The 25013-nt window shown below is 69.7% G+C and carries 21 protein-coding genes; 10 read left to right on the plus strand and 11 right to left on the minus strand.

What is annotated here, in order from left to right:
- Positions 1 to 7: 7 nt before the first annotated feature.
- The 3 genes from AB0M87_RS20575 to AB0M87_RS20585 are packed head-to-tail and all read left to right on the plus strand — an operon-like array spanning position 8 to position 2588.
- On the plus strand, positions 8 to 544 hold the full coding sequence (locus tag AB0M87_RS20575; RefSeq protein WP_365854879.1) for an O-acetyl-ADP-ribose deacetylase: 537 nt from the start codon (positions 8 to 10) through the stop codon (positions 542 to 544).
- 49 nt (positions 545 to 593) lie between these two features.
- Positions 594 to 2063 carry an AlkA N-terminal domain-containing protein gene (locus AB0M87_RS20580; RefSeq protein ID WP_365854881.1) on the plus strand — a complete coding sequence of 490 codons (1470 nt, stop codon included), beginning with the start codon at positions 594 to 596 and terminating at the stop codon, positions 2061 to 2063.
- Between the two features lie 12 nt (positions 2064 to 2075).
- The gene (locus AB0M87_RS20585; protein ID WP_365854883.1) at positions 2076 to 2588 is read left to right on the plus strand and encodes a methylated-DNA--[protein]-cysteine S-methyltransferase; all 513 of its coding nucleotides are present in this window, start codon (positions 2076 to 2078) and stop codon (positions 2586 to 2588) included.
- Positions 2589 to 2633: 45 nt separating this feature from the next.
- Here AB0M87_RS20585 and AB0M87_RS20590 read toward each other — a convergent pair whose 3' ends face one another.
- Positions 2634 to 3353, minus strand: a complete 720-nt coding sequence (locus tag AB0M87_RS20590) for a Sir2 family NAD-dependent protein deacetylase (RefSeq protein ID WP_365854886.1) — start codon at positions 3351 to 3353, stop codon at positions 2634 to 2636.
- 161 nt (positions 3354 to 3514) lie between these two features.
- Here AB0M87_RS20590 and AB0M87_RS20595 point away from each other — a divergent pair, with 161 nt between their 5' ends.
- Both AB0M87_RS20595 and AB0M87_RS20600 read left to right on the plus strand, forming a co-directional pair.
- Entirely contained in the window at positions 3515 to 4669 is a 1155-nt protein-coding gene (locus tag AB0M87_RS20595) for a glycerate kinase (RefSeq protein WP_365854888.1), read from the plus strand.
- A gap of 169 nt (positions 4670 to 4838) precedes the next feature.
- Positions 4839 to 5255, plus strand: coding sequence for a MarR family transcriptional regulator (locus tag AB0M87_RS20600; RefSeq protein ID WP_365855402.1), 417 nt, complete (start codon positions 4839 to 4841; stop codon positions 5253 to 5255).
- 68 nt (positions 5256 to 5323) lie between these two features.
- Here AB0M87_RS20600 and pssA read toward each other — a convergent pair whose 3' ends face one another.
- The 9 genes from pssA to AB0M87_RS20645 form a co-directional block, all read right to left on the minus strand.
- Positions 5324 to 6178: a CDP-diacylglycerol--serine O-phosphatidyltransferase gene (gene pssA / locus AB0M87_RS20605; protein ID WP_365854890.1), complete on the minus strand. Its 855-nt coding sequence runs from the start codon at positions 6176 to 6178 to the stop codon at positions 5324 to 5326.
- Positions 6165 to 6812, minus strand: coding sequence for a phosphatidylserine decarboxylase (locus AB0M87_RS20610; RefSeq protein ID WP_365854892.1), 648 nt, complete (start codon positions 6810 to 6812; stop codon positions 6165 to 6167). The genes pssA and AB0M87_RS20610 overlap by 14 nt, the downstream gene beginning before the upstream one ends.
- A gap of 169 nt (positions 6813 to 6981) precedes the next feature.
- Entirely contained in the window at positions 6982 to 8187 is a 1206-nt protein-coding gene (locus AB0M87_RS20615; RefSeq protein ID WP_365854894.1) for an acyl-CoA dehydrogenase family protein, read from the minus strand.
- Positions 8188 to 8228: 41 nt separating this feature from the next.
- Complete coding sequence (locus tag AB0M87_RS20620; protein WP_365854896.1) at positions 8229 to 8732, minus strand: MaoC family dehydratase; 504 nt, start codon at positions 8730 to 8732, stop codon at positions 8229 to 8231.
- A 3-nt stretch (positions 8733 to 8735) separates the two neighbouring features.
- Positions 8736 to 9719, minus strand: coding sequence for a CoA ester lyase (locus tag AB0M87_RS20625; protein WP_365854898.1), 984 nt, complete (start codon positions 9717 to 9719; stop codon positions 8736 to 8738).
- Positions 9716 to 11728 carry a protein meaA gene (locus tag AB0M87_RS20630; protein ID WP_365854900.1) on the minus strand — a complete coding sequence of 671 codons (2013 nt, stop codon included), beginning with the start codon at positions 11726 to 11728 and terminating at the stop codon, positions 9716 to 9718. The genes AB0M87_RS20625 and AB0M87_RS20630 overlap by 4 nt, the downstream gene beginning before the upstream one ends.
- 9 nt (positions 11729 to 11737) lie before the next feature.
- Positions 11738 to 13135, minus strand: a complete 1398-nt coding sequence (gene ccrA, locus AB0M87_RS20635) for a crotonyl-CoA carboxylase/reductase (RefSeq protein WP_365854902.1) — start codon at positions 13133 to 13135, stop codon at positions 11738 to 11740.
- 371 nt (positions 13136 to 13506) lie between these two features.
- Positions 13507 to 14322 (minus strand): TetR family transcriptional regulator, encoded by an 816-nt coding sequence (locus AB0M87_RS20640; protein ID WP_365854904.1) that lies wholly within the window; start codon positions 14320 to 14322, stop codon positions 13507 to 13509.
- Positions 14323 to 14434: 112 nt separating this feature from the next.
- A complete protein-coding gene (locus AB0M87_RS20645) occupies positions 14435 to 16216 on the minus strand; it encodes a 3-hydroxybutyryl-CoA dehydrogenase (RefSeq protein WP_365854907.1) in 1782 nt (593 codons plus the stop codon).
- A gap of 338 nt (positions 16217 to 16554) precedes the next feature.
- Here AB0M87_RS20645 and AB0M87_RS20650 point away from each other — a divergent pair, with 338 nt between their 5' ends.
- Positions 16555 to 17133 carry an adenylosuccinate lyase gene (locus AB0M87_RS20650; RefSeq protein WP_365854909.1) on the plus strand — a complete coding sequence of 193 codons (579 nt, stop codon included), beginning with the start codon at positions 16555 to 16557 and terminating at the stop codon, positions 17131 to 17133.
- Positions 17134 to 17166: 33 nt separating this feature from the next.
- Here the strand turns inward: AB0M87_RS20650 and AB0M87_RS20655 are convergent, their stop codons facing one another.
- Positions 17167 to 18207 (minus strand): Rv2578c family radical SAM protein, encoded by a 1041-nt coding sequence (locus AB0M87_RS20655; protein WP_365854910.1) that lies wholly within the window; start codon positions 18205 to 18207, stop codon positions 17167 to 17169.
- Between the two features lie 149 nt (positions 18208 to 18356).
- Here AB0M87_RS20655 and AB0M87_RS20660 point away from each other — a divergent pair, with 149 nt between their 5' ends.
- The 4 genes from AB0M87_RS20660 (at position 18357) to AB0M87_RS20675 (ending at position 24890) form a co-directional block, all read left to right on the plus strand.
- On the plus strand, positions 18357 to 18800 hold the full coding sequence (locus AB0M87_RS20660) for an SRPBCC family protein (protein ID WP_365854912.1): 444 nt from the start codon (positions 18357 to 18359) through the stop codon (positions 18798 to 18800).
- A 199-nt stretch (positions 18801 to 18999) separates the two neighbouring features.
- Entirely contained in the window at positions 19000 to 21453 is a 2454-nt protein-coding gene (locus AB0M87_RS20665; protein WP_365854914.1) for an MFS transporter, read from the plus strand.
- Positions 21454 to 21604: 151 nt separating this feature from the next.
- Positions 21605 to 24052, plus strand: a complete 2448-nt coding sequence (locus AB0M87_RS20670) for a SpoIIE family protein phosphatase (protein WP_365854916.1) — start codon at positions 21605 to 21607, stop codon at positions 24050 to 24052.
- Between the two features lie 112 nt (positions 24053 to 24164).
- The gene (locus AB0M87_RS20675) at positions 24165 to 24890 is read left to right on the plus strand and encodes a class I SAM-dependent methyltransferase (RefSeq protein ID WP_365854918.1); all 726 of its coding nucleotides are present in this window, start codon (positions 24165 to 24167) and stop codon (positions 24888 to 24890) included.
- Positions 24891 to 25013 lie beyond the last annotated feature (123 nt).

A 25013-nucleotide genomic window follows, 5' to 3' on the forward strand; every position in this document is an offset into this window, starting at 1 on the left:
TGGCCGCATGACCGCCATCACCCTCGTCCAGGGAGACATCACCGGGCAGCAGGTCGACGCCATCGTCAACGCTGCCAATTCCAGTCTGCTCGGCGGCGGGGGAGTGGACGGCGCGATCCACCGCCGGGGCGGCCCCGGCATTCTGGAAGCCTGCCGTGAGCTCCGTGCCTCGCACTACGAAAAGGGCCTGCCCACCGGCCGGGCAGTTGCCACCACCGCGGGCGAACTGGACGCCCGGTGGGTCATTCACACCGTCGGACCGGTCTGGTCCGGCACCGAGGACCGCTCCGCGCTGCTCGTCTCCTGCTACCGCGAGTCGCTGCGGGTGGCCGCGGACCTGGGCGCGAAGACAGTGGCCTTTCCCGCCATTTCCACCGGGATCTACGGCTGGCCGATGGACGACGGGGCGCGCATCGCGGTCCGCACAGTCCGGGAAGCGGTGGCAGACCCGGTGGAAGAGGTGCGGTTCGTGCTGTTCGACACCTACGCCTACGGGGAGTTCGCCGAAGCGCTGGCCGAGGGGCCAGGGGCACGGCCGGCTTGATGTCGGATTCTCGCCAGCCCGGGCGGCCCGGGTGCTCGATGCTTGAGCCATGCACACTGACACCGAGCGTTGCGTACGCGCCGTCCAGTCGAAGGACGCCCGCTTCGACGGCTGGTTCTTCACGGCGGTCCTGACGACCAGGATCTATTGCCGGCCGAGCTGCCCGGTGGTGCCCCCCAAGGTCGAGAACATGACCTTCTACCCGAGCGCCGCCGCCTGTCAGCAGGCCGGATTCCGGGCCTGCAAGCGTTGCCGCCCCGACACCAGCCCCGGCTCACCGGAGTGGAACGCGCGCGCCGATGCGGTGGCCCGGGCCATGCGGTTGATCAGGGACGGTGTCGTCGACCGTGAAGGAGTCCCCGGCCTGGCGGGGCGGCTCGGCTACTCGACCCGTCAGATCGAGCGGCAGCTGCTCGCCGAGCTCGGCGCCGGACCGCTCGCGCTGGCCCGCGCGCAGCGCGCCCAGACCGCCCGCATCCTCATCGAGACCACCGACCTGCCGATGGCCGACGCGGCCTTCGCGGCAGGTTTCTCCTCCATCCGCACCTTCAACGACACGGTCCGCGAAGTCTTTGCCCTCTCGCCGAGCGACCTGCGCACCCGCTCGGCACGCGGCAAGCAGTCGCACGCCCCGGGTACGATCTCGCTCCGACTGCCCTTCCGGGCGCCGCTCAACCCCGACAACCTCTTCGGGCACCTGGTGGCGACCGCGGTCCCCGGCGTGGAGGAGTGGCGCGACGGCGCCTACCGGAGGACCCTCTCGCTCCCGCACGGCCACGGCATCGCCGAACTCACCCCGCACCCCGACCACGTCGGTGTGTTGCTCTCGCTCACCGACCTGCGCGACCTCACGCACGCCATCAGCCGCTGCCGTTGGCTGCTCGACCTCGACGCCGACCCGGTCGCGGTGGACGAACAGCTGCGTACCGACCCACTGTTGGCGCCGCTGGTCGACAAGGCTCCCGGGCGGCGGGTGCCGCGTACCGTCGACGCCGCGGAATTCGCGGTACGCGCGGTGCTCGGCCAGCAGGTCTCCACCGCCGCCGCGCGCACCCACGCGGCCCGGCTCGTCACCGCGCACGGTGTGTCCGTCGACGACCCGAGGGGCGGCCTCACCCACCTGTTCCCCGCACCGCAGGCACTGGCCACCCTGGACCCGGACAAGCTGGCGCTGCCCCGCAGCAGGCGCACCACACTCACCACTCTGGTCGGGGCCCTCGCCGACGAGTCCCTCAAGCTCGGATTCGACAGCGACTGGGACGCGGCTCGCGACGGGCTCGCGGCGCTGCCCGGTTTCGGCCCCTGGACGGTCGAGGCCATCGCGATGCGTGCGCTCGGCGACCCGGACGCCTTCCTCCCCACCGATCTGGGTGTGCGCCGCGCGGCCGCCGGCCTCGGCCTCCCTTCGACCCCCGCCGCTCTCACCGCAGCCGCGGCGGCCTGGCGTCCGTGGCGTGCCTACGCCGTGCAGTATCTGTGGGCCACCGACAGCCACCCCATCAACAACCTTCCAGACTGAGGAACGTGACTCATGCCCGTCAGGCAGCACACCGTCATCGACAGCCCGTACGGTCCGCTCACCCTCGTCGCGACCGACGGCGTACTGAGCGGCCTCTACATGACCGACCAGCGCCACCGCCCGCCCGAGGAGACCTTCGGCGCCCCCGACCCGCGCCAATTCGGCGCGGTCGTCAGCCAGCTGACCGCCTACTTCGGCGGCGAGCTCACGGAGTTCACCGTGCCGCTCACCCTGCACGGCACCCCGTTCCAGCGCAGCGTCTGGCAGCAGCTCCAGCAGATCCCGTACGGCGAGACCCGCTCCTACGGCGACCTCGCCGACCGCCTCGGCAAGCCCGGCGCCTCACGCGCCGTGGGGCTGGCCAACGGCAAGAACCCGGTCGGGATCATCGTTCCCTGCCACCGGGTCATCGGCTCGACCGGAAGCCTCACGGGCTACGGCGGCGGCCTGGACCGCAAACAGCGGCTGCTGGCCTTCGAGAGCGGGGGTGATGCCGGTCCCGCCGGTGGCGACGTGCTGTTCTGAGCGCGGACCCAAGCACCCCTGCTTCCATCGCCGGGGCCCCGGACGTCAGGCCGCGTACCGTTTCAGCAGTTCGGGCAGCGTCGTTCCGATCGGTTCACGGACGACCTCAGCCGCGAGCTCGTCGTACGGTGTCGCCTCGGCGTTGACGATGATCAGCCGCGCCCCGGCGTCGGCGGCGATCCCGGCGAGGGAGGCGGCGGGCTGTACCTGGAGGCTGGTGCCGACCGCGATGAAGACCTCGCAGGCCTTGGCGATGGCGATCGACTCGCTCAGCACCCGGTGATCGAGCCGCTGGCCGAACATGACGGTCGCCGACTTGAGGATGCCGCCGCACAGCAGACACGGCGGGTCGTCCTCACCAGCCGCCACCCGTTCCAGGGCATCCTCCATCGAGGAGCGGGCCGCGCAGCCGGTGCACACCACGGCCCGCGCCGACCCGTGCAGCTCGAGCACCTTGCGCGCGGGGACACCGGCCAGCTGGTGCAGCCCGTCGACGTTCTGGGTGATCACGCGCACCGGCACCCCGGCCTGCTCGAGGGCCGCGATGGCGTGGTGCGCGGCATTCGGCTCGGCGTGCCAGGTCTCGCTGTCCCGGCGCATCAGCCAGGAGCGGCGCCGGATGTCCGGATCGGCGATGTAGAAGTCGTAGGTCACCAGCTTCTCGGCCCCGGGGTCGCGGCGCCACAGGCCGTTGGGGCCCCGGTAGTCGGGGATGCCGGAGTCCGTGGAGATCCCGGCGCCGCTGAGAATGGCGATGAGGGTCATGCGGCCGAGGGTACGCACATGGCCCGGCCCCGGGCCCGCGGATCGAGGCACACCGCCGCTGGGGAGCAGCAGCCGGATCAGGTGGCTCCTTCTGGAAAAACGCCGTAGCGGATAAGGTCGGGTCGGCGCGACTGCCTGTTCGAAAGCAAGGGAATAGCAAGGTGACGGACGGAGCAGTATCTGAGGTCCCGCGGGTGCTCGTGGCGGCTGACAAGTTCAAGGGGTCCCTCACGGCGGTACAGGTCGCCGAGCGGGTGACGGCGGGGCTGCGGAAGGTGGCGCCCACCGTGCGGGTCGAGACACTGCCGGTCGCGGACGGCGGTGACGGTACGGTCGCCGCCGCGGTGGTGGCCGGCTTCGAGCGGCGCCAGGTGCGGGTCACCGGGCCGCTCGGTGAGCAGCGGGACGCGGCGTTCGCGCTGCGCGACGGCGTGGCGGTCGTGGAGATGGCCGAAGCATCCGGCCTCCAGCACCTGCCTGCCGGAGTGTTCGCGCCGCTCACCGCGACCACGTACGGCTCGGGCGAGCTGCTGCGGGCCGCGCTCGACGCGGGCGCCCGGTCCATCGTCTTCGGGGTCGGAGGCAGCGCCACCACCGACGGGGGCGCCGGCATGCTCGCCGCGCTCGGTGCCCGCTTCCTGGACGCGGCAGGACAGCCGGTCGGGCCGGGCGGCGGCGGTCTGCGGGATCTGGTGTCCGCGGATCTGTCCGGCCTGGACGCACGCCTCGCCGACACCGAGATCGTGCTGGCCAGCGATGTCGACAATCCGCTCACCGGGCCGAAGGGAGCAGCGGCGGTCTACGGGCCGCAGAAGGGTGCCGCCCCCGGGGATGTGGAGACGCTGGACGCGGCGCTCGGACATTTCGCTGTCGTCCTGGAGAAGGCCATCGGCTCGAAGGCCGCCGAGGCCGCCCGGGCCCCGGGAGCGGGCGCCGCCGGAGGGATCGGTTACGGGGCACTGGTCGGCCTCGGTGCGAGCTTTCGGGCCGGTATCGAGGTGATGCTCGACGTGCTGGGGTTCGCCCCTGCGGTGGCCCGGGCCACTCTGGTGATCACCGGGGAGGGATCACTCGACGAGCAGACCCTGCACGGCAAGGCGCCCGCCGGTGTCGCCGCGGCGGCCCGCGCCGCGGGCAAGGAGGTCATCGCGGTCTGCGGCCGGCTGATGCTGCCGGCCGAGGTGCTCGGTCAGGCCGGAATCCGCCGCGCCTACGCCCTCACCGACCTGGAACCGGACACCGCGCGCTGTATCGCTCACGCGGGGCCGCTGCTCGAGCAGGTCGCGGAGAACATCGCCCGCGATTTCCTGAGCTGAGGCGCTCGTACGCTATGGGGCCGGGTCGGGCGGGGACCGGCCCCACGGCATACCCGGCATCTTCATCAGCGACTGCAATGTTTGAGATCGTCAACGTTTCCGGCATAAGGTGCGCAGCATGCCAGGAATCCCCGCGCCAAGAACCCCAGAGGCCGGCACGGCCCGGCTGATGGAGCTGCTGTCGGTGTCCCTCGGCGTCTATTACGGCGATTTCACCGCCGCGGCCGCCGCCGAGGGTCTCACCGCCAGCCAGGGCAGGACGCTGGCCGTGCTGCGGCGCGGTCCGTCCGCGATGCGTGCTCTCGCGATCACGCTGGCCTGCGACGCCTCGAACATGACGGGGATCATCGATCGCCTGGAGAAGCGCGGCGCGGTGCGCCGCGAGCCCAGCCCGACCGACCGACGGGTCAAGAACGTGGCCCTGACCGAGGAGGGCGAGCGCACCGTGGACACCATCCGCGCCACCATGCACGCCACTCTGGGCCGCCTGGAGGCACTCGGCGAGGAGGACCGGGCCGCGCTGGCCGGGCTCCTCGAGCGCGTTTTCGTGACGGCGCCCACCGCTGCCGGGAGCGCGCACCAGTAGGCGAAGGCGCGACGCCGAGGGCCCCGAGCGCGGTGTGCACTCGGGGCCCTCGGCGGCTTGTACGGGAGTTACGGCAGCTGCGCCGTACGCGCCTCGCGGCGGTTGCCCCGGAAGGTGTTCACCCGGCGCGCGGTGGCGAAGAGCGGGATGACCGCGCCCATGACCACCTGGAGCGCGCAGCCGGTCTGGAGCAGCAACTGGCCGCCCGGTGCGTCGAACGCCCATGCGGCGAGCAGCCCCATCGCGCCCACGATCCAGCTGAGCATCCCCACCGCGAGGATGCCCCGCGGCTTCGGGTATTCGACCCGGCTCACCATCAGCCAGGCGACGCCCAGAACGGCGAGCAGCGTCGGCACGAAGGGCAACTCGAGCAGCACGATCGAGACGACCGTCAGCGCTCCGAAGGGGCTCGGCATGCCCTGGAACATGCCGTCCTTCAAGGTCACGCACGAGAACCGGGCAAGCCTCAGCACCACCGCCAGCAACACCACGATCGCTGCCACCGCGGCGACCCGCTGGTGGGCGTCGTCCGCGACCATGCCGTACACCAGTACGAAATAGGCCGGAGCGAGCCCGAAGCTGATCAGGTCGGAGAGATTGTCCAGCTCCGCGCCCATCGGCGAGCTGCGCAGCTTGCGCGCCACCAGCCCGTCGCAGAGGTCGAAGATCGCCGCCATCAGCATCAGGATCACGGCGGTCGCGGCGGAGTGCCGCGCCATGCCGGTCTCCTGGCTGCCCTGGAGGTGCGGAATGAGGATCCCGGTGGTGGTGAAGTACACCGCCATGAAACCGCACGTCGCGTTACCGAGAGTCAGCGTGTCCGCTATCGACAGCCGCAGGGAGAGCGGCATGGCCTCGGTGTCGTCCTCGGTGTCCGCCTCCGGCACCCAGCCGGTCTGCGTCTCCGGATCAATCACGGTCAATTCGAGTCACCCCCGCGGTGGTGGTCTGGCCGACCTCGACCGCGACATCGATACCTTCCGGAAGGTAGATGTCGACACGTGAGCCGAAGCGGATCAGGCCGATCCGCTCTCCCTGGTCCACCTTCGTACCCTGCGGGAGATACGGCACGATGCGCCGTGCCACGGCGCCGGCGATCTGGACCATCTCGATGTCCCCGAGCTCGGTGTCGAAGTGCCAGACAACGCGCTCGTTGTTCTCGCTCTCCTTGTTGAACGCCGGAACGAAACCGCCGGGGATGTGCTCGACCGACGTCACGGTGCCGGCCAGCGGGGCGCGGTTCACATGAACGTTCAGCGGGCTCATGAAGATCGCGACGCGGGTGCGCCCGTCCTTCCACGGCATGATGCTCTGCACTACGCCGTCGGCCGGCGAAATGACCCGGCCCTGCGTGATCTCTCGCTCGGGGTCGCGAAAGAACCACAGCATGCCCGCCGCCAGCGCGGTGGTGGGCACGGCGACAGCGGCCCAGCGCCCGGACCTGCGGGCCCGGGTCAGGCTGAGTGCTGCGGTCGCGACAGTCGGCAGGAGCCACGGCGATGCTCCGCGCGCAAGACGGACCCGGCCGCGTGGTGCAGAGGTTTGGCTGTGGGGCATGAATGACCTTCGTAGCGGATGATGCCGCGCTGTGACGGGGGACGGCGGCTTTCGGGCGATGCTATCGGTTGTGGACCACAACTGGGCAAGCCAGGAAGCCGAGTCGGCAGACTGAAGACGATGACTGGGTGTGACCTTCTTCGCTGATATATCGCCCCGAATCGGACAATCAGCCCTGGAATCGGTACTCTTCGAGGAGTCGTCGGCCAATGATCATTTTCTGGATCTCGGCGGTACCTTCGCCGATCAGCAGCATCGGCGCCTCGCGGTAGAGCCGCTCGATCTCGTACTCCTTGGAAAACCCATATCCACCATGGATACGGAAGGCGTCCTCCACGACCTCCTTGCAGTACTCGGAGGCCAGGTACTTGGCCATCCCTGCTTCAAGGTCGTTTCGTTCCCCGGAGTCCTTTTTGCGTGCCGCATTGACCATCATCGCATGGGCGGCTTCCACCTTGGTAGCCATTTCGGACAGCTTGAACTGAATCGCCTGGTGCTGGGCGATCTGTTTGCCGAAAGTGTGGCGTTGCTGTGCGTAACCGATACCCAGTTCGAACGCTCGCTGGGCGACGCCGCAGCCACGCGCTGCCACATTCACCCGGCCGACCTCCACTCCGTCCATCATTTGGTAAAACCCTCGGCCCGTAACGCCACCAAGTACGCGATTGGCCGGAATTCGCAGTCCATCCATGATCAGCTCGGTGGTGTCGACACCCTTGTAGCCCATCTTGTCGATCTTGCCGGGGATGGTCAGACCCGGCCGGACCTCCCCGAAGCCCGGCTCCTTCTCGACCAGGAAGGTGGTCATGGACTTGTGCGCGGCGGTGCCCTCGGGGTGACCCTCGTCACTCCGGCACAGCACGGCGACGAGCGAGGAGGTGCCACCGTTGGTCAGCCACATCTTCTGGCCGTTGAGTACGTACTCCTCGCCGTCCTTCACGCCCTTCGACGTGATCGCGGAGACGTCCGAGCCGAGCGCCGGCTCCGACATCGAGAAAGCGCCACGCACCTCGCCGAGCGCCATGCGCGGCAGGAAGGTTTCCTTCTGTTCCTGGGTGCCGTGCTGCTTGAGCATGTACGCCACGATGAAATGGGTGTTGATGATGCCGGACACCGACATCCAGCCACGCGCTATCTCCTCGACGCACAGCGCGTAGGTGAGCAGCGACTCACCCAGGCCCCCGTACTCCTCGGGGATCATCAGCCCGAACAGGCCGAGCTCCTTGAGGCCCTCGACGATCTGTGCCGGGTACTCGTCGCGGTGTTCCAGCTCGGTCGCGACCGGCAGGATCTCCTTGTCGACGAAGTCCCGCACAGTGGCCAGGATCTCCTGCTGGACATCGGTGAGACCGGGGGTCTGGGCGAGTCGGCTCATGACTGCTTCTCCTGTGACTTCACGCAGTTGGTGGCACGCGGTTAGTTGGCGGGCGTCGGGCGGCCGGGCTGTTCTCCGCCGCGCTCCTTGATGTACGTCTCGGTCGGGACCATCACCTTGCGGCGGAACACGCAGACGACCGTGCCGTCCTGCTTGTAACCCCTGGTCTCCACGTACACGATTCCGCGGTCGCTCTTGGAGCGTGACGGTGTCTTGTCGATGACGGTCGTCTCGCCGTAGAGCGTGTCGCCGTGAAAGGTCGGCGCGATGTGCTTCAGCGACTCGACCTCCAGGTTGGCGATGGCCTTGCCCGAGACGTCCGGCACCGACATGCCGAGCAGCAGGGAGTAGATGTAGTTGCCGACCACGACGTTCTTGCCGAAATCGGTGGTCTCCTGCGCGTAGTTGCTGTCCATGTGCAGCGGATGGTGGTTCATGGTCAGCAGGCAGAAAAGATGGTCGTCGTACTCGGTGACGGTCTTTCCCGGCCAGTGCTTGTAGACCGCGCCGACCTCGAACTCCTCATAGGTTCGTCCGAACTGCATCGCTCACACCTCCGGGGCTTCGAACTTGGACGTGCGCTGCATGCCGGCGGCCCGGCCCTTGCCGGAGATGACCAGCGCCATCTTGCGGCTGGCCTCGTCGATCATCTCGTCGCCGAGCATCGCCGAGCCCTTCTTGCCGCCCGCCTCGGAGGTGCACCAGTCGTAGGCGTCGAGGATCATCTCGGCGTGGTCGTAGTCCTCCTGCGACGGCGAGAAGATCTCGTTCGACGCGTCGACCTGCCCCGGGTGCAGCACCCACTTGCCGTCAAAGCCGAGCGCGGCGGCGCGCCGGGCGACTTCGCGGTAGCCGTCGACGTTGCGGATCTGCAGGTACGGTCCGTCGATCGCCTGCAGGTCGTAGGTACGGGCCGCCATCAGGATCTTCATCAGGATGTAGTGGTAGGCGTCGGCGCCGTAACCGGGCGGCTGCTCGCCCACCACCAGGCTCTTCATGTTGATCGACGCCATGAAGTCGGCCGGGCCGAAGATGATGGTCTCGGTCCTGGGGGAGGCCGCCGCGATCTCGTTGACGTTGACGAGGCCCTTGGCGTTCTCGATCTGTGCCTCGATGCCGATCTTCCCGACCTCGAAGCCCATGGTCTTCTCGATCTGGGTGAGCAGCAGGTCCAGCGCGACGACCTGCTGGGCGTCCTGGACCTTCGGCAGCATGATGCAGTCGAGGTTCTGGCCCGCCCCCTCGACGACCGTGACGACATCGCGGTACGTCCAGTGCGTGGTCCAGTCGTTGACCCGTACCACCCGGGTCTTGCCCGTCCAGTCGCCCTGGTTCAGCGCCTCGACGATGGTGTGCCGGGCGCCCTCCTTCGCGAGGGGTGCGCAGGCGTCCTCCAGGTCCAGGAAGACCTGGTCGGCCGGGAGGCCCTGGGCCTTCTCCAGGAAGCGCGGATTGGAACCCGGTACGGCGAGACAGGAGCGCCGCGGACGCAGACGGTTCACGGGGGACGAGGGCTCTACGGGCGCGGTCATGCGGGGACCTCCAGAGGGTCGAGCTTGTTCGCTGTCCGGATCACTTCGACGATACGTCCGATGATCTCGGTGATACCGAAGTCCTTAGGGGTGAAGACGGCGGCCACGCCGGCCTTCTTGAGCGCGACGCCGTCGCCGTTCGGGATGATCCCGCCGACGATCACCGGGATGTCGGACGCGCCCGCCTCGCACAGCCGCCGCAGTACGTCCGGCACCAGTTCGGCGTGCGATCCGGAGAGAATCGACAGGCCCACGCAGTGCACGTCCTCGGCGAGCGCGGCGCCGACGATCTCCTCGGGCGTCAGCCGGATGCCCTGGTAGACCACTTCGAAGCCGGCGTCCCGGGCGCGGACCGCGATCTGTTCGGCGCCGTTGGAGTGACCGTCCAGGCCGGGCTTGCCCACCAGCAGCCGCAGCCGTCCGCTTCCGAGCTCTTCGGCCGTACGGGTCACGGCGGCCCGTACGGTGGCGAGCGGGGTGCCCGCCTCGGCGGTGACGGCGACCGGGGCGCTGCTCACCCCGGTGGGGGCGCGGAACTCGCCGAACACATCGCGCAGCGCCCAGGACCATTCGCCGGTGGTGACACCCGCACGGGCGCACTCCACGGTGGCCTCGAAGAGGTTGCCGTCGCCCGCCGCGGTCGCCTTCAGAGCGGCCAGCGAATCCTGTGCGCGGCTCTCCTCGCGGTTGTCCCGCCAGGCGTGCAGCGCGGCCACCACCCGGGCCTCGTTGGCCGGGTCGACCGTCATGATCGCCGCGTCCAGGTCGGCGGTCAGCGGGCTGGGTTCGGTGGACTCGTAGCAGTTGACGCCGACGATCTTCTCGTCGCCGTTCTCGATACGGGCCCGGCGGGCGGCGTGCGAAGCGACCAGCTCCGACTTGAGATAGCCGGACTCGACGGCGGCCATCGCACCGCCCATCTGCTGGATGCGGTCGATCTCCGCGAGGGACTCCGTGACCAGCGTCTCGACCTTGGCCTCGATGACGTGCGAGCCGGCGAAGATGTCCTCGTACTCCAGCAGATCGCTCTCATGGGCGAGGACCTGCTGGATACGGAGCGACCACTGCTGGTCCCACGGCCGCGGCAGACCCAGCGCCTCGTTCCAGGCCGGCAGCTGCACGGCGCGGGCGCGGGCGTCCTTGGACAGCGTGACGGCCAGCATCTCCAGCACGATGCGCTGGACGTTGTTCTCCGGTTGGGCCTCGGTCAGGCCCAGCGAGTTGACCTGGACGCCATAGCGGAAACGGCGCCTCTTGGGGTCCGTGATGCCGTACCGCTCGCGGGTGACCTGGTCCCAGATGCGGCTGAACGCCCGCATCTTGCACATCTCCTCGATGAAGCGGACTCCCGCGTTCACGAAGAAGGAGATCCGTGCGACGACCGCGTCGAACTTCTCCGGCGGCACCTGCCCCGAGTCGCGTACGGCGTCGAGGACCGCGATCGCGGTGGACATCGCGTAGGCGATCTCCTGCACTGGCGTGGCGCCCGCCTCCTGCAGGTGGTAGCTGCAGATGTTTATGGGGTTCCACTTGGGGATGTTGGCCACCGTGTACGTGATCATGTCGGTGGTCAGCCGGAGGCTCGGTCCCGGCGGGAAGACGTGCGTCCCGCGCGAGAGGTACTCCTTCACGATGTCGTTCTGCGTCGTCCCCTGCAGCTTGCCGGGGTCCGCGCCCTGCTCCTCCGCGACCACCTGGTACAGCGCCAGCAACCACATGGCCGTGGCGTTGATGGTCATCGAAGTGTTCATCTGCTCCAGCGGGATGTCCTGGAACAGCCGCCGCATGTCACCGAGATGGGACACCGGGACCCCGACCCGGCCGACCTCGCCGCGGGCGAGCACGTGGTCGGGGTCGTAGCCGGTCTGGGTCGGCAGGTCGAAGGCGACCGAGAGACCCGTCTGACCCTTGGCGAGGTTGCGCCGGTAGAGCTCGTTGGACGCCTCGGCGGTCGAGTGACCGGCGTACGTCCGCATGAGCCAGGGGCGGTCCTTGTGACGTTCAGTCATCTGACGGCCTCAGATATTCCGGCTGGGGTGGGTGGTCCGCTCGGCCGGCGCGTCACGGAACAGATTGATGGCGTCGAGGTGCTTGGCGCGCATCTCCGGGTCACGCACGCCCAGGCCTTCCCGGGGCGCCAGCGCCAGCACGCCGACCTTGCCCTGGTGCAGGTTGCGGTGCACGTCGTAGGCGGCCTGACCGGTGTCGTCCAGCGAGTACACCTTGGACAGCGTCGGGTGGATCTTGCCCTTGGCGATCAGGCGGTTGGCCTCCCACGCCTCGCGGTAGTTGGCGAAGTGCGAGCCGATGATCCTCTTCAGCGACATCCACAGATAGCGGTTGTCGTACTCGTGCGTATAGCCCGACGTCGATGCGCAGGTGACGATCGTGCCGCCCTTGCGGGTGACGTACACCGAGGCGCCGAAGGTCTCGCGGCCCGGGTGCTCGAACACGATGTCGACGTCCTCGCCGCCGGTCAGTTCCCGGATGCGCTTGCCGAAGCGCTTCCACTCGCGCGGGTCCTGCTGATGCTCGTCCTTCCAGAACTTGTAGTCCTCGGCATTGCGGTCGATGATCGCCTCGGCGCCCATCTTCCGGCAGATCTCCGCCTTCTGATCGCTGGAGACGACACAGATCGGGTTGGCGCCGCCGGCCAGTGCGAACTGGGTGGCGTACGACCCGAGGCCGCCGCTGGCGCCCCAGATCAGCACGTTGTCGCCCTGCTTCATCCCGGCGCCGTTGCGCGAGACCAGCTGGCGGTACGCGGTCGAGTTGACCAGGCCGGGGGCCGCTGCCTCCTCCCAGCTGAGGTGACCGGGCTTGGGCATCAGCTGGTTGGACTTGACGAGGGCGATTTCGGCGAGGCCGCCGAAGTTCGTCTCGAAGCCCCAGATGCGCTGCTCCGGGTCGAGCATCGTGTCGTTGTGGCCATCGGAGCTCTCCAGCTCGACCGAGAGGCAGTGCGCGACCACTTCGTCGCCCGGCTTCCAGGCGTTGACGCCGGGCCCGGCGCGCAGCACGACGCCCGCGAGGTCGGAGCCGATGACGTGGTACGGCAGGTCGTGGCGCTTGGTGAGCTCGCTCAGCTTCCCGTACCGCTCCAGGAAGCTGAACGTCGACACGGGCTCGAAGATCGAGGTCCAGACGGAGTTGTAGTTCACCGAACTGGCCATGACGGCCACCAGCGCCTCGCCGGGGCCGAGCTCCGGCAGCGGCACGTTCTCGACGTGCAGGGACTTGCGCGGGTCCTTGTCCCGGCTGGCGAGACCGGAGAACATCTCGGCCTCGTCCTTGTGCACGGTTACCGCGCGATACGACTCGGGGAGAGCCAGGGCGGCGAAGTCGTCCGCCGTCGCCGCGGCGGATCCGCTGTTTGTGTGGGTCCGCGACTGGATCGCGTCCAGGATTTCCTTCACGGTGCTGCCTCCGGCGAAGCGTTGAGGGAACGCTCGGTCTTGGGAACGCTCGAGGGGAACGTCGGTGCTGATGTGGAGGTGTGCCGTCGGTTCGGCGAAATGCGGGGGTGGCTACGCCGTGGTGGGGCGTGGGAGGTGCCTGTGACGCAGGCATCCGGGCGCGCAAGCCGGGAGGCTTACGGGGACAGCCGGCGTACGAAAGGGTTCTGCACGCCGGCCGCCCGGACACCTTCAACGTATGGCACCGCGTGCCAAGCCGCAAGACACTGAGTGCCAACAAATTCGCCCAGTTGTCATCCGACGGTCACGCATGAGCAAAAACGGCCGCCCCGGGAGGGCGGCCGTCGCAGTACGGATGTGGTCGGGAGCGGTCAGTGCTTGCGCAGCGCCTTCTCGATGGTGCGCATGACCTCGTCGAGCGGTGCGTCGGTGCGTGCCACCGTCACCAGAACCTCGCCGTTGCTCCGGGCCGTCGCAGCCGGTCTGCGCTCAGCCGTGCGGCCGGCGCCTATCCCGGTGCCGAAGGTGTCCCTGACGATGGCGAAGGCATGGTCCAGCTGGGCCTCCACATCGCCCTGCCCGTCCGCCCGCAGCCAGCGCCGCAGTACGTGATTGTGCGCGGTGACCACGGCCGACGCCGCCACCTCGGCGAGCAGCGGGTCGTCATTGCCGTCGTGCTGGTCGTGCTCGTCGAAATGGCCCAGCAGATAGCGGGTGAACAGCCGCTCGTAACGGGCCACCGAGGCGATCTCGGCCTCCCGCAGGGTCGGTACCTCGCGGGTCAGCTTGTAGCGCGCCACCGAGACCGCCGGCGACGACGCGTACATCCGCATGACCTCTTTGATGCCCCGGCACACGGTGTCCAGCGGGTGCTCGTGCGACGGCGCCGCGTTGAGCACCGCCTCGGCCCTGACCAGGGTGTCGTCGTGGTCCGGGAAGATGGCTTCTTCCTTGGAGCGGAAGTGCCGGAAGAAGGTCCGGCGGGCCACCCCGGCCCGGGCGGCGACTTCGTCGACCGTGGTGGCCTCGTATCCCTTGGCGGCGAACAGCTCCATCGCGGCCGATGCCAGTTCGCGGCGCATCTTGAGCCGCTGCGCGGCAGCCCGGCTGCCTGCGGCACTCTCCGGAGCGGCTGACGACGCCTTCTTGCGGACCGGGCGTCGTGCGGGGCCAGTGGACTGGGACATGGTCCGAACGTACTGCATGTGCGCGGCCGGACGTGCCTGCGGGGGCGGGCCGCTGCCGGGTTCCAGCAGCCCGCCCCAGTCGCCGCACGGATCAGCGCGGTCGCCGCGCGGTTCAGCGCCGGGCATACTCGCGGAAACCGCGCCCCGTCTTGCGGCCGAGGCAGCCCGCCGCGACGAGGTGTTCGAGCAGTGGTGCGGGGGCCAGGCCCGGGTCGCGGAACTCCCGGTGCAGCACCTGCTCGATGGCAAGCGAGACATCGAGGCCGACCACGTCGAGCAGCTCGAAGGGGCCCATCGGATAGCCGCCGCCCAGCTTCATCGCGGCGTCGATGTCGTCGAGCGTCGCGTAGTGCTCCTGCACCATCTTGATCGCGTTGTTGAGGTACGGGAACAGCAGTGCGTTCACGATGAATCCGGCCCGGTCGCCGCAGTCCACCGGGTGCTTGCGGATGGTGGTGCAGACTTCCCGCACCGTCGCGTGAACATCGTCCGACGTGAGGACGGTCCGGACCACCTCGACCAGTTTCATGGCCGGCGCCGGGTTGAAGAAGTGCATCCCGATGACGTCCTGGGGGCGGGTGGTGGCCCGGGCGCAGGCGATGACCGGCAGCGAGGATGTCGTGGTGGCGAGCACCGCGCCCGGCTTGCAGACCTTGTCGAGGGTCTCGAAGAGCTGCTGCTTGACCGCCAGGTCCTCGGCCACCGCCTCCACGGCCAGATCCACCTCGGCGAAGGCGTCCAGTGAACCGGCCGGGGTGATCAGCGCCAGCGTCGCGTCGCGGGCCTCGGCGGTGATCCGTCCCTTGTCGACAGATCGGGAAAGCGACTTCGCGATGCGCGACTTGGCGGTGTCCGCCTTCTCCGGGCTGCGGGCAGCCAGCACCACTCGGTAGCCGGCCTTGGCGAAGACCTCGGCGATGCCCGATGCCATCGTGCCCGACCCGGCGACACCCACCGACTTGATCCGCCGGCCCACGGCGGCCTCGGCGTCGGTCGCCGGCGTGAGGCTGTCGGGCACCACGGCCGCGCTCTCCGGCGCCTCGTACGCGTAGAAGCCCCGGCCGGACTTGCGGCCGAGCAGCCCGGCGTCACTGAGCTGCTTGAGGATCGGGGCGGGAGCGTGCAGCCGGTCCTTGGACGCGGCGTACATCGCTTCGAGGACCGTGCGCGCGGTGTCGATGCCGATCAGGTCGAGCAGCGCGAGCGGCCCCATCGGCAGGCCGCAGCCGAGCCGCATCGCGGCGTCGATGTCCTCCCGGGAGGCGTACTTGGCCTCGTACATGGCGGCCGCCTGGTTGAGGTAGCCGAAGAGCAGACCGTCGGCGACGAAGCCGGGCCGGTCGCCGACCTCGACGGGCTCCTTGCCGAGTTCGCGCGCGAGAGCGGTGACCGCCTCGACGGCCGGCGGCGCGGTCAGCACCGACGACACCACCTCGACCAGCTTCATGGCCGGTGCCGGATTGAAGAAGTGCAGCCCGATGACGCGTTCGGGGTGCGAGGTGTCGGCGGCGAGCCGGGTCACCGAGAGGGCGTTGGTGCCGGTCGCCAGGATGGCGGTCGGCCGCACGATGGCGTCCAGGGCGCGGAAGACCTGCTGCTTGGTCTCGTACGACTCCGGCACGACCTCGATCACCAGGTCGGCGTCGGCCGCCGCCTGGAGGTCGGAGAAGGTGCGGAACCGCGCCAGGATGTTCTGCCGTTCGTGCTCGCTGATGCGTTCACGCAGCACCGAGCGGGCGGTGGAGGCTTCCAGTGCGGTCACGGCGCGCCGCGTCGCGGCGGCGCTGATGTCGATACCGATGACCTCGCGTCCGGCGTGGGTGAGGACCTCGGCGATGCCGGTGCCCATGGTGCCGAGGCCGACCACGGCGATGGTGTGCAGAGGGGTGTCCATCAGGGGACTCCTGGGATGAGTGACGACTGAGGGACGCACGGTGTGCGGCGTACCGGGAGGTACGGCCGGGCATCCGGGCGTGAGGTGTCGTGGTGAAGTTCCGACGGGCCCGGTCCCGGGGCCACGTCGTACTGGCGATGGTGAAGCCAGGCACTGCCGAACCGACGAACGCTCGTGGCGGCTGCGTCACCAGGCCGCCCCGAGGGTGGTGCCAGCGGGTGTGTGACCCGCTCACTTGAGAGTAACTGGCGAGTAACGAGCGCGCCATACCTGGAAAGCTGTGATCTGGATCGCTCGGGCTTCCGGTCTGTCTACGGGACGGCCCTTAGGCTCTGCGTATGGCTTCCGGCATGGACGAGGAACTGCGGTCGCTCACCGATCGGCTGCACGACGAAGCGGGCGGGTCCGCGGAGTACCTGCGGCTGACCGCCACCGGGGACCATGAGGAACTGGCCGCGGTGCTCACGGCCGCCCGGCAGCCGCTGTGGGCCCGCGAGCTGGCGGCCTTCCGGCTCGGCTGTGCCCGCGACGGCCGGGCTTTCGAGTCGCTGGTGCTGCTGCTCAACCACCGGGACCCGGAGCGCTGCGTCTCGGCGGCGTACGCACTTGCCCGGCTGGACGACCCGCGCACCGCGCGCGCCGCGGCGGCCCTCGCGACGAACGGCCTGCGGACCGCGTACGCGCTGCATCCGGTGCGGCTGCTGACCGAGCTGCGGGCACCCGAGTCCGTACCGGCGCTGGTCCGCACCCTGGAGCGGCTTCTCGCGCCCGGCGATCCGCACCCGCGGGTGGCGCTGGCCTGCGTGGAGGGCCTGGGCCGGCTCCGCGATCCACGGGCCCGGCGGGTGCTGGAAGCGGCCCTCGACCGGCCCCTGTTGGCCGCCGCGGCTGCGGACGCGCTCAGCCGTCTCGGATGACAGCGGCCGGCGGCGGGGGCTGGGTGCGGGAGGTCAGAGCAGCGTGAGCTGGGTGGGCTCGGCCGGCCGGGGCTCCTGGGGCACGGGTGTACGGCGCGGCATACCGCGCTGCGTCGGCCCGATGCCATACTCGGCCGCGAGCGCGTGCACCTGGCCGGTGACCCGGCGCTGGTACCACTTGGGCGCGTAGGCGCCCTCCGCGTACAGCCGTTCGTAGCGTCGGACCAGATGCGGGTGGTGCTGCCCCAGCCAAGCCATGAACCACTCGCGCGCCCCCGGCCGCAGATGCAGCACCAGCGGGGTCACCGAGGTCGCGCCGGCTGCCGCGATGGCGCGCACCGTGGCGCGCAACTGGTCGGGCCGGTCGCCGAGGAAGGGGATGACCGGGGCCATCAGCACACCGCAGTCAATGCCGGCCGCGGTGAGGGTGCGCAGCGCCTCGAGCCGCCGCTGGGGCGACGGCGTGCCGGGCTCGACCGTGCGCCACAGTTCCTCGTCCACGAAACCGACCGACAGGGAGATGCCGACGTCGGTGGCCTCCGCCGCCTGCTGCAGCAGGGGGAGGTCGCGCAGGATCAGTGTCCCCTTGGTGAGGATGGAGAAGGGGTTCGCCCGGTCCCGGAGGGCGGAGATGATGCCGGGCATCAGCCGGTAGCGGCCCTCGGCCCGCTGATAGCAGTCGACGTTGGTACCCATCGCGATGTGCGCGCCCTGCCACTGCCGGGAACCGAGTCTGCGGCGCAGCAACTCCGGGGCGTTGACCTTGACGACGATCTGCGAGTCGAAACCCAGTCCGGTGTCCAGGTCCAGGTAGCTGTGGGTGCTGCGGGCGAAGCAGTACACACAGGCGTGGCTGCAACCGCGATAGGGGTTGACCGTCCATTCGAACGGCATGCGGGAAGCACCGGGCACCCGGTTCACGATCGAACGGGCGCGCACCTCGTGGAAGGTGATCCCGCGGAACTCCGGGGTGTCGAAGCGGCGAGTGGTCACCGCTTCCGCGCCGAACAGCGCGGCGTTCGCGGCGCCGCTGCCGCCGTCCGCACCGTCCTCGGTGAGCTGGTCCCAGCGCATGGTGCCTCCTCGATAGCCCGGCCCCTTCGCTAAATAGAACACCCGTTCGCATCGTGAGTGCAACCCGGATTTCCGTGCGCGCGTCCGAGGTGGTTGGCTCAGCAGGCGGTTCATCACACGAGCGAAGAACGACAGCTGGAGGAACTGGTATGGCGCAGGTAGAGGCCACCACGGAGCGGATCATCGCGGCGGATGCGGAGGCGGTGTTCGACGCGCTGGCCGACTACAGCGGCACGCGGGCCAAGCTGCTGCCCGAGCACTTCAGCGAGTACGAGGTCCGGGAGGGCGGCGACGGGGCGGGCACCGTCGTGCACTGGAAGCTCCAGGCCACCAGCAAGCGCATCCGCGACTGCCTGCTCGACGTGTCGGAGCCCACCGAGGGGCAGCTCGTCGAGAAGGACCGCAACTCCTCGATGGTCACCACCTGGACAGTCACCCCGGCCGGCGACGGGAAGTCCAAGGTCGTGGTCTCCACCGTGTGGAACGGCGCCGGCGGCATCGGCGGATTCTTCGAGAAGACCTTCGCACCCAAGGGACTTGGCCGTATCTACGACGCGGAGCTCGACAAGCTCGCCGCCGAAGTCGCCAAGTAACCGACCGTTCAACCCGTTCGGGCGGAAGTCATGCTCACCGGTTCGAGTGGTTTTCCCGACGGTCCAGTTGTACGCCGTAGGGGCTCCCACCGGCACTGAAGCCCCCGGCGTGCGCCTGGCGCGCCAATCGTCGCGCTTGCACCCCCTTGTCGTCGAATGCGAGAAAAGGGCGGCGCAGGCGTGACGAGGGGAGCAATACGTGGGTGGGATCACTCTGGTGCAGGACGGTTCGGTCCAGGACGAGCCGGCACCCCGCGGGGTGGCACCGAACGGGCCGGCACCGGACGGTTCGGTCGACGCGCGTCCGGTTGCCGGCACGGTCCCGCCAGCGCCGGCGGAGCCGCGGCACGGCGAACTCAGCCCGCGCCGGGTGCGGATGGTCTTTGTCGGCCTGATGCTCACCCTGCTGCTCGCGGCCCTCGACCAGATGATCGTGGCCACCGCGCTGCCGAAGATCGTCGGCGAACTGCACGGACTGGACAAGATGTCCTGGGCCGTCACCGCCTACCTGCTCGCCTCCACGATCGGCCTGCCGGTCTACGGCAAACTCGGCGATCTCTTCGGCCGCAAGAGCATCTTCATCTTCGCGATCGTCGTCTTCGTGTGCGGTTCGGCGCTGGCCGGCTGGTCCAGGACGATGGACGAGCTGATCGCCTTCCGGGCCGTCCAGGGTGTCGGCGGCGGCGGTCTCATGATCGGCGTGCAGGCCATCATCGCGGATGTCGTGCCGCCGCGGGAACGCGGCCGCTTCATGGGGCTGATCGGCGCCGCCTTCGGCCTCGCCTCCGTCGCCGGACCACTGATCGGTGGCTTCTTCACCGACCACGCCTCCTGGCGCTGGTGCTTTTACATCAACGTTCCGTTCGGCCTGGTCACCATGGCGGTCATCGCCGTCGTACTGAAACTGCCGAAGCCCACCGCCAAGCCACACCTCGACGTGCTCGGGGCGCTGCTGCTCGCCGCCGCCTCCACCTGCCTGGTGCTGCTGACCAGTTGGGGCGGTACCGAGTACGCCTGGGGATCCCGCACCATCATCGGACTGGGCGCCGGAGCGGTCGGAACGGCCGTGCTCTTCATCGTCGTCGAGCACTTCGCGCCCGAACCGATCATCCCGTTGCGGCTGTTCCGTGACTCCATCTTCAATGTGACCGCTCTGGTGGGCGGAGTGGTCGGGGTGGCGCTCTTCGGCGCTGCCAGCTACCTGCCGACCTTCCTGCAGATGGTCGACGGGGCCAGTGCCACCGAGTCCGGGCTGCTGATGCTGCCGATGATGGGCGGCGTCGTCATCGCCTCCGTGCTGTCCGGACAACTGATCAGCCGCACCGGACGGTACAAGCTGTATCCGCTGCTCGGCAGCGCCGTGTCGGCCGTCGGCATGTGGCTGCTCTCGCGCCTCGAGGTCGACACCTCACAGCTCTCCTACAGCGTCTGGATGGCCGTACTCGGCGTCGGGATCGGTCTGATCATGCCGGTCCTGGTGCTGGCCGTGCAGAACTCCGTGGCGCCCGCCGACCTCGGCACGGCCACCAGCGCCAACAACTACTTCCGGCAGATCGGCGGCAGCGTCGGCGCCGCGGTTTTCGGCACGCTCTTCGCGGGCCGCCTCACGGACGCCCTGGCGGCCCGGATCCCCGCCGGGGCCCAGCTGCCGGACGCCGAGTCGATCACCCCGCAACTGGTCCACGCGATGCCGCCCGCGGTGCGCGACGGCTACATCCAGGCGTACGCGGACGCGATGCCGCGGATCTTCCTCTACCTCGTGCCGGTGCTTGTGCTCGGCCTGTTCTTCGCCTTCTTCCTCAAGGAGAAACCGCTGGTGTCCCACAACGCCCCCGCCGCCGCCCCGGACGCCGCCGTTCCGTCGGCCCGCGTCCCCGCAACCCCGCCCGTACTCTCCGGTGTCCCGGTGTGCGGGACGGTCCAGCACTACGACGGCTCCACGGTGCCGCGCGCCGCACTCACGCTGATCGACATCACCGGACGCCAGATCGGCCGCGGAGCGAGCGGCGAGGACGGGCGGTACGCGCTCAGCGTGCCGGGGCCGGGCTCGTACGTCCTGATCGCGGCGGCCGGCGGGCACCAGCCGCAGGCCGTGACCGTCACGGTCGGGGAACGCCCGGTCGATCTCGACGTGGTCCTCGGCGGAGCCGGGCGGCTGGCGGGCTGTGTGCTCAACGCCGACGGAACGCCGGTCCGCGATGCCGCGGTCACCCTCACCGACGTACGCGGTGAGGTGGTGGCAAGTACCCGCAGCGGCCGGGATGGCGGCTACGTGATCACCGAACTGGTGGCCGGCGAGTACACCCTCGCGGGAAGCGCCCCCGCGTTCCGCCCCGCCGCCCTGCCGGTCAGCGTGCAGGCGGCGCGGGAGACCCGGCAGGACATCGAACTGGCAGGCGGCGCACTGCTGCGCGGCACCGTCCGGGCGAGCGGTGGCCGCCCCGTCGAGGACGCGCGCGTCACGCTGCTCGATGCAGCGGGCAATGTGGTCGACACGCTCACCACGGGTCCGGACGGCACGTTCCGCTTCGTCGATCTGTCATCCGGCGAGTACACCGTGATCGCCGCGGGGTATCCGCCGGTGGCGACCGTACTCCAGGTCGCGGGCGGCGGCCGCACCGAACGCGATCTCCAACTGGGCCACGAGGACTGACCGCCGGCCGGCCGGCCGCAGCCGACCGGGTGCGCCGGGCGCACCACCCGTGCGGGCGGATTCCGCTGATGACCGGCGGACCCGGGACGCTGGGCCGTACGGTGGAGTTACATACCGCAGAGTCTTGCGGCCGGGAAGGAGCCTTCCACCCATGGACCTTGGTGTACCGCCGCAGAGGACACCACAGCCACGCGACGCCACGGCGGGCCGAGTACCGCTCGCCGTGGTGGTCGTGGACGCGGACGGACTCGTGTCGCACTGGTCGACCGGCGCCCGAAGGCTCTTCGGTGTCAGCAGGGAGGACGCCGTCGGCTGCGCCGCCGGTGAACTCCTTCCGGTGTCCGGCGCGTTGGCGCAAGAAGACGGACAGGGCCCGGACGGCGCCTACTCCGACTTCGGCCCCGAGCTCGACAGCTCGCTGAGCGGGACGATCGCCTACCCGGCCGCGGGCCGGGCCAGGATCGCCGAACCCCGGCGCGGTCGTATCGACGTCCTGTGGTGGGCCTACCCGCTGGTCGGCCCCGGTCCCGAGCGCCTGCTGGTGCTCTCGGCCGACGCCGCCCAACTGCGCGACGGGGACGAGCACACGGACGCGGACACCGAGACCGTCGCTCCGGGGTTCGCGCTGCATACCGACTTCCCCGGCTATCAGGAACTGGCCGGGCGGCTCCCCGAGATCCTGCCGAACATGAGCGTCCAGGAGGCTACCGGGATCGTCTCCCAGGTACTCGAACTCGGCTACCCGGTGCTGGAGTTCAGTCACCGGGACCGGGTTCCCGTGACTCCGGACTGGGGAGTCCCGCGGCGCACCGCCCGCCGCTGGACCACGGCGGCCGGAACGTCGGTGAACGACACGGTGCAGCCCCTCTCCGCGCCCCGCCCCGAGCTCGACCTCGAGTACGCGGCGGTCCGGGAGCGGCTGGAATTCCTCAACGAAGCCAGCGGCCGGATCGGGACGTCGCTCGACCTCGAGCGCACCATCCGCGAGGTGACGAGCGCCGCCGTGCCCCGCTTCACCGACTTCGCGGGGACCCATCTGCGGGCCGCGGTGCTGGCCGGTGAGGGCTTTCCGGACGGGCCGCCGGATGTCACCACGGTCTGGCACCGGGTCTGGGTGGAGCACAACGACGAGCCGGGCCGCTGGGACGACACCGTGCCGGTCGGCGAGGCGATCGCGTTCCCCGAGCACACCCCCTTCTTCCAGTGCATGGTCACGGGCGAGCCGGTCATCATCCCGTACGTCAGCGAGGAGCTGAGCGACCGCATCTCCGGTGAGTTCGAGAAGCGTGACCTGCGCCCGCTGATCAGCAACAGGTCCTTGCTGATCGTGCCGTTGAAGGCCCGCGACGTGGTCCTGGGGTTCATGGTGCTGATGCGCCGCCCGGGGCGTGAACCCTTCGACGACATCGACCGCACCACCGGCGCCGAGCTCGCCGCACGTGCCGGGCTTGTCCTCGACAACGCCCGGATGTACACCTACCAGGAGAACGTCGCGGAGACGCTCCAGGACAGCATGCTGCCCCAGGTGGAAGCGAGGATGGCGGGCTGCGACATCGCCACCCGCTATCTGCCGGGCGCCCGGCTGGGCCGAGTCGGTGGTGACTGGTTCGACTCGGTCAAACTGCCCGGCTCACGCACCGCCCTGGTGGTCGGCGACGTGATGGGCCACGGGCTCAACTCGGCGGCGATGATGGGGCAGTTGCGTACCGCCGTCCTGACCATGGCCACCATGGAGATGCCACCGTCCCAGCTGTTGCGCAATCTCGACGATCTCGCGCAGCGGCTGGGCGACCAGTATCTGGCCACGTGTCTGTACGCGGTCTACGACCCGATCCGCTCGGAGATCCAGATCGCCAACGCCGGGCACATCCCGCCCGTACTGGTCCGGGCCGAGGACGGCCGGGCCGAACTCATCGAGCTGCCGACCGGGGCGCCGATCGGGGTCGGCGGAGTCGCCTTCGAGACCGCGACGGTCCGGGTACGCCCCGGCGACCGGCTGGTGCTCTGCACCGACGGCCTGGTCGAAGTGCGGGGCCAGGACATCGGGGACGGCCTCGCCGCGCTCTGCGCCTCGGCGGCCCACCCGGCAGCCTCGATGGACGACGCCTGCGATGCCATCATCCGGGCGCTGAATCCGAGCGACGGCCGCAAGGACGATGTGGCCCTGCTGATGGCCCGGGTCAACGGCATTCCCGACGAGAGCGTCGCGGAGTGGCAACTCGCCCTCGACCCCCGCGAGGTGGCGCGGGCCCGGCAGTTGGTGCGCGACCAGCTCCTCGAGTGGCGGCTGCCGGCCGCGGTGGAGTCGGCGGTCCTCATGGTCAGCGAGCTCGTCACCAACGCCGTGAAAAACGGCCGCACCCAGAAGATCGGACTGCGGCTGGTCAGGACCGACGCCCTGCTCTGCGAGGTCAGTGACGACGAACCGGCTCCGGCCGCACTGCTCAACGCCTCCGCCCACGAGGAGTTCGGACGCGGTCTGCTGGTGGTGAGCGGTCTGGCCCGCGCCTGGGGCACCAGCGCCAACGCGCACGGCAAGACGGTCTGGTTCGAGCAGGCACTGAGCCGAAACCCACGTCCTGGGTCGAACACCTGGTGAAAGCCGGGTATCGCTGACAAGGAGTCCGCCCGCGCTCTTGCTTCCGGCGTGTCCGGGAGGGTAGTCCGTTCCTGAGCAAAGTGCTTCGAACGAGCCGGACTTGGGAGTGCGCATGGACGTGTCGCAGCAGTATCGCCAGTCATGGGAAGGCTTCTGGGCCGCCACATCCGATGCTCCCGGCGAGGCGATCTGGGATGCGGAGGCCTCGCTGTCCGCGGAGCCGCACTGCCGGCTGCTGTTGCCGTACGCCGACACCTCGCTGCCCGTGGTGGACCTCGGTTGCGGCAGTGGCACCCAGACCCGTTATCTCTCCACCGTTTTCGCCCGCGCGCTCGGATTCGACCTCTCGCAAGCCGCGGTCGAGCATGCCCGGCGTGCCGACACCGCGGGCGTTGCCGAGTTCGAGCAGCTCAACCTGGTGGACGCGGACGCGGTCGGTGCGCTGCACCGGCGGATCGGCGACACCAACGTCTACATGCGGGCGGTGATCCACCAGAGCGAGCCGACGGCCCGCCCGGCGGTCGCCGCGGCCGTCGCGGAACTGGTGGGCGAGAAGGGCCGGGCGTTCGTCGTCGAGCTGACGCCCGCATCGAAGGACGTCCTGCAGGCGGCGGCCGAGGCCCCGGACGGTCCACCGAAGAAGCTGCGCCGGGTCTTCGACCACGGCCTCAAGCCGGCGGGCGCCACCGACGAGGAGGTACCGGAGTTGCTGCGGGCGGCCGGACTGACGATTCTGGCCGACGGTGACACGGTGCTGCCCCAGACCGAGAAGATGCCCGACGGCAGCCGGATCGATCTCCCCGCCCGGTGGTTCGTGCTCGCCACCGCCGCATCCTGAGTCCGAGGGGCCCGAAGAGTCGGTTGTCGGCCGGGTGGGGGCGGGTCTCCCCACCCGGCCGGACGGTGTTCGGCCGGGCAGCTGATCTTTCGGTGGACTGGACCTCTGACACGGAAAACACCC

The sequence above is a fragment of the Streptomyces sp. NPDC051320 genome (assembly GCF_040682175.1).
In the GTDB taxonomy this organism is placed as follows: domain Bacteria; phylum Actinomycetota; class Actinomycetes; order Streptomycetales; family Streptomycetaceae; genus Streptomyces.

What these genes read in the sequence shown, in the direction of transcription:
- AB0M87_RS20670 (WP_365854916.1), top strand. Translation starts at nt 21,605, where the DNA reads ATGGACCTTGGTGTACCGCCGCAGAGGACACCACAGCCACGCGACGCC.
- AB0M87_RS20615 (WP_365854894.1), bottom strand. Translation starts at nt 8,187, where the DNA reads ATGAGCCGACTCGCCCAGACCCCCGGTCTCACCGATGTCCAGCAGGAG.
- AB0M87_RS20630 (WP_365854900.1), bottom strand. Translation starts at nt 11,728, where the DNA reads ATGACTGAACGTCACAAGGACCGCCCCTGGCTCATGCGGACGTACGCC.
- AB0M87_RS20575 (WP_365854879.1), top strand. Translation starts at nt 8, where the DNA reads ATGACCGCCATCACCCTCGTCCAGGGAGACATCACCGGGCAGCAGGTC.
- AB0M87_RS20585 (WP_365854883.1), top strand. Translation starts at nt 2,076, where the DNA reads ATGCCCGTCAGGCAGCACACCGTCATCGACAGCCCGTACGGTCCGCTC.
- AB0M87_RS20580 (WP_365854881.1), top strand. Translation starts at nt 594, where the DNA reads ATGCACACTGACACCGAGCGTTGCGTACGCGCCGTCCAGTCGAAGGAC.
- AB0M87_RS20650 (WP_365854909.1), top strand. Translation starts at nt 16,555, where the DNA reads ATGGCTTCCGGCATGGACGAGGAACTGCGGTCGCTCACCGATCGGCTG.
- AB0M87_RS20610 (WP_365854892.1), bottom strand. Translation starts at nt 6,812, where the DNA reads ATGCCCCACAGCCAAACCTCTGCACCACGCGGCCGGGTCCGTCTTGCG.
- AB0M87_RS20590 (WP_365854886.1), bottom strand. Translation starts at nt 3,353, where the DNA reads ATGACCCTCATCGCCATTCTCAGCGGCGCCGGGATCTCCACGGACTCC.
- AB0M87_RS20625 (WP_365854898.1), bottom strand. Translation starts at nt 9,719, where the DNA reads ATGACCGCGCCCGTAGAGCCCTCGTCCCCCGTGAACCGTCTGCGTCCG.
- AB0M87_RS20640 (WP_365854904.1), bottom strand. Translation starts at nt 14,322, where the DNA reads ATGTCCCAGTCCACTGGCCCCGCACGACGCCCGGTCCGCAAGAAGGCG.
- AB0M87_RS20660 (WP_365854912.1), top strand. Translation starts at nt 18,357, where the DNA reads ATGGCGCAGGTAGAGGCCACCACGGAGCGGATCATCGCGGCGGATGCG.
- AB0M87_RS20600 (WP_365855402.1), top strand. Translation starts at nt 4,839, where the DNA reads ATGGAGCTGCTGTCGGTGTCCCTCGGCGTCTATTACGGCGATTTCACC.
- AB0M87_RS20675 (WP_365854918.1), top strand. Translation starts at nt 24,165, where the DNA reads ATGGACGTGTCGCAGCAGTATCGCCAGTCATGGGAAGGCTTCTGGGCC.
- AB0M87_RS20620 (WP_365854896.1), bottom strand. Translation starts at nt 8,732, where the DNA reads ATGCAGTTCGGACGAACCTATGAGGAGTTCGAGGTCGGCGCGGTCTAC.
- AB0M87_RS20645 (WP_365854907.1), bottom strand. Translation starts at nt 16,216, where the DNA reads ATGGACACCCCTCTGCACACCATCGCCGTGGTCGGCCTCGGCACCATG.
- AB0M87_RS20655 (WP_365854910.1), bottom strand. Translation starts at nt 18,207, where the DNA reads ATGCGCTGGGACCAGCTCACCGAGGACGGTGCGGACGGCGGCAGCGGC.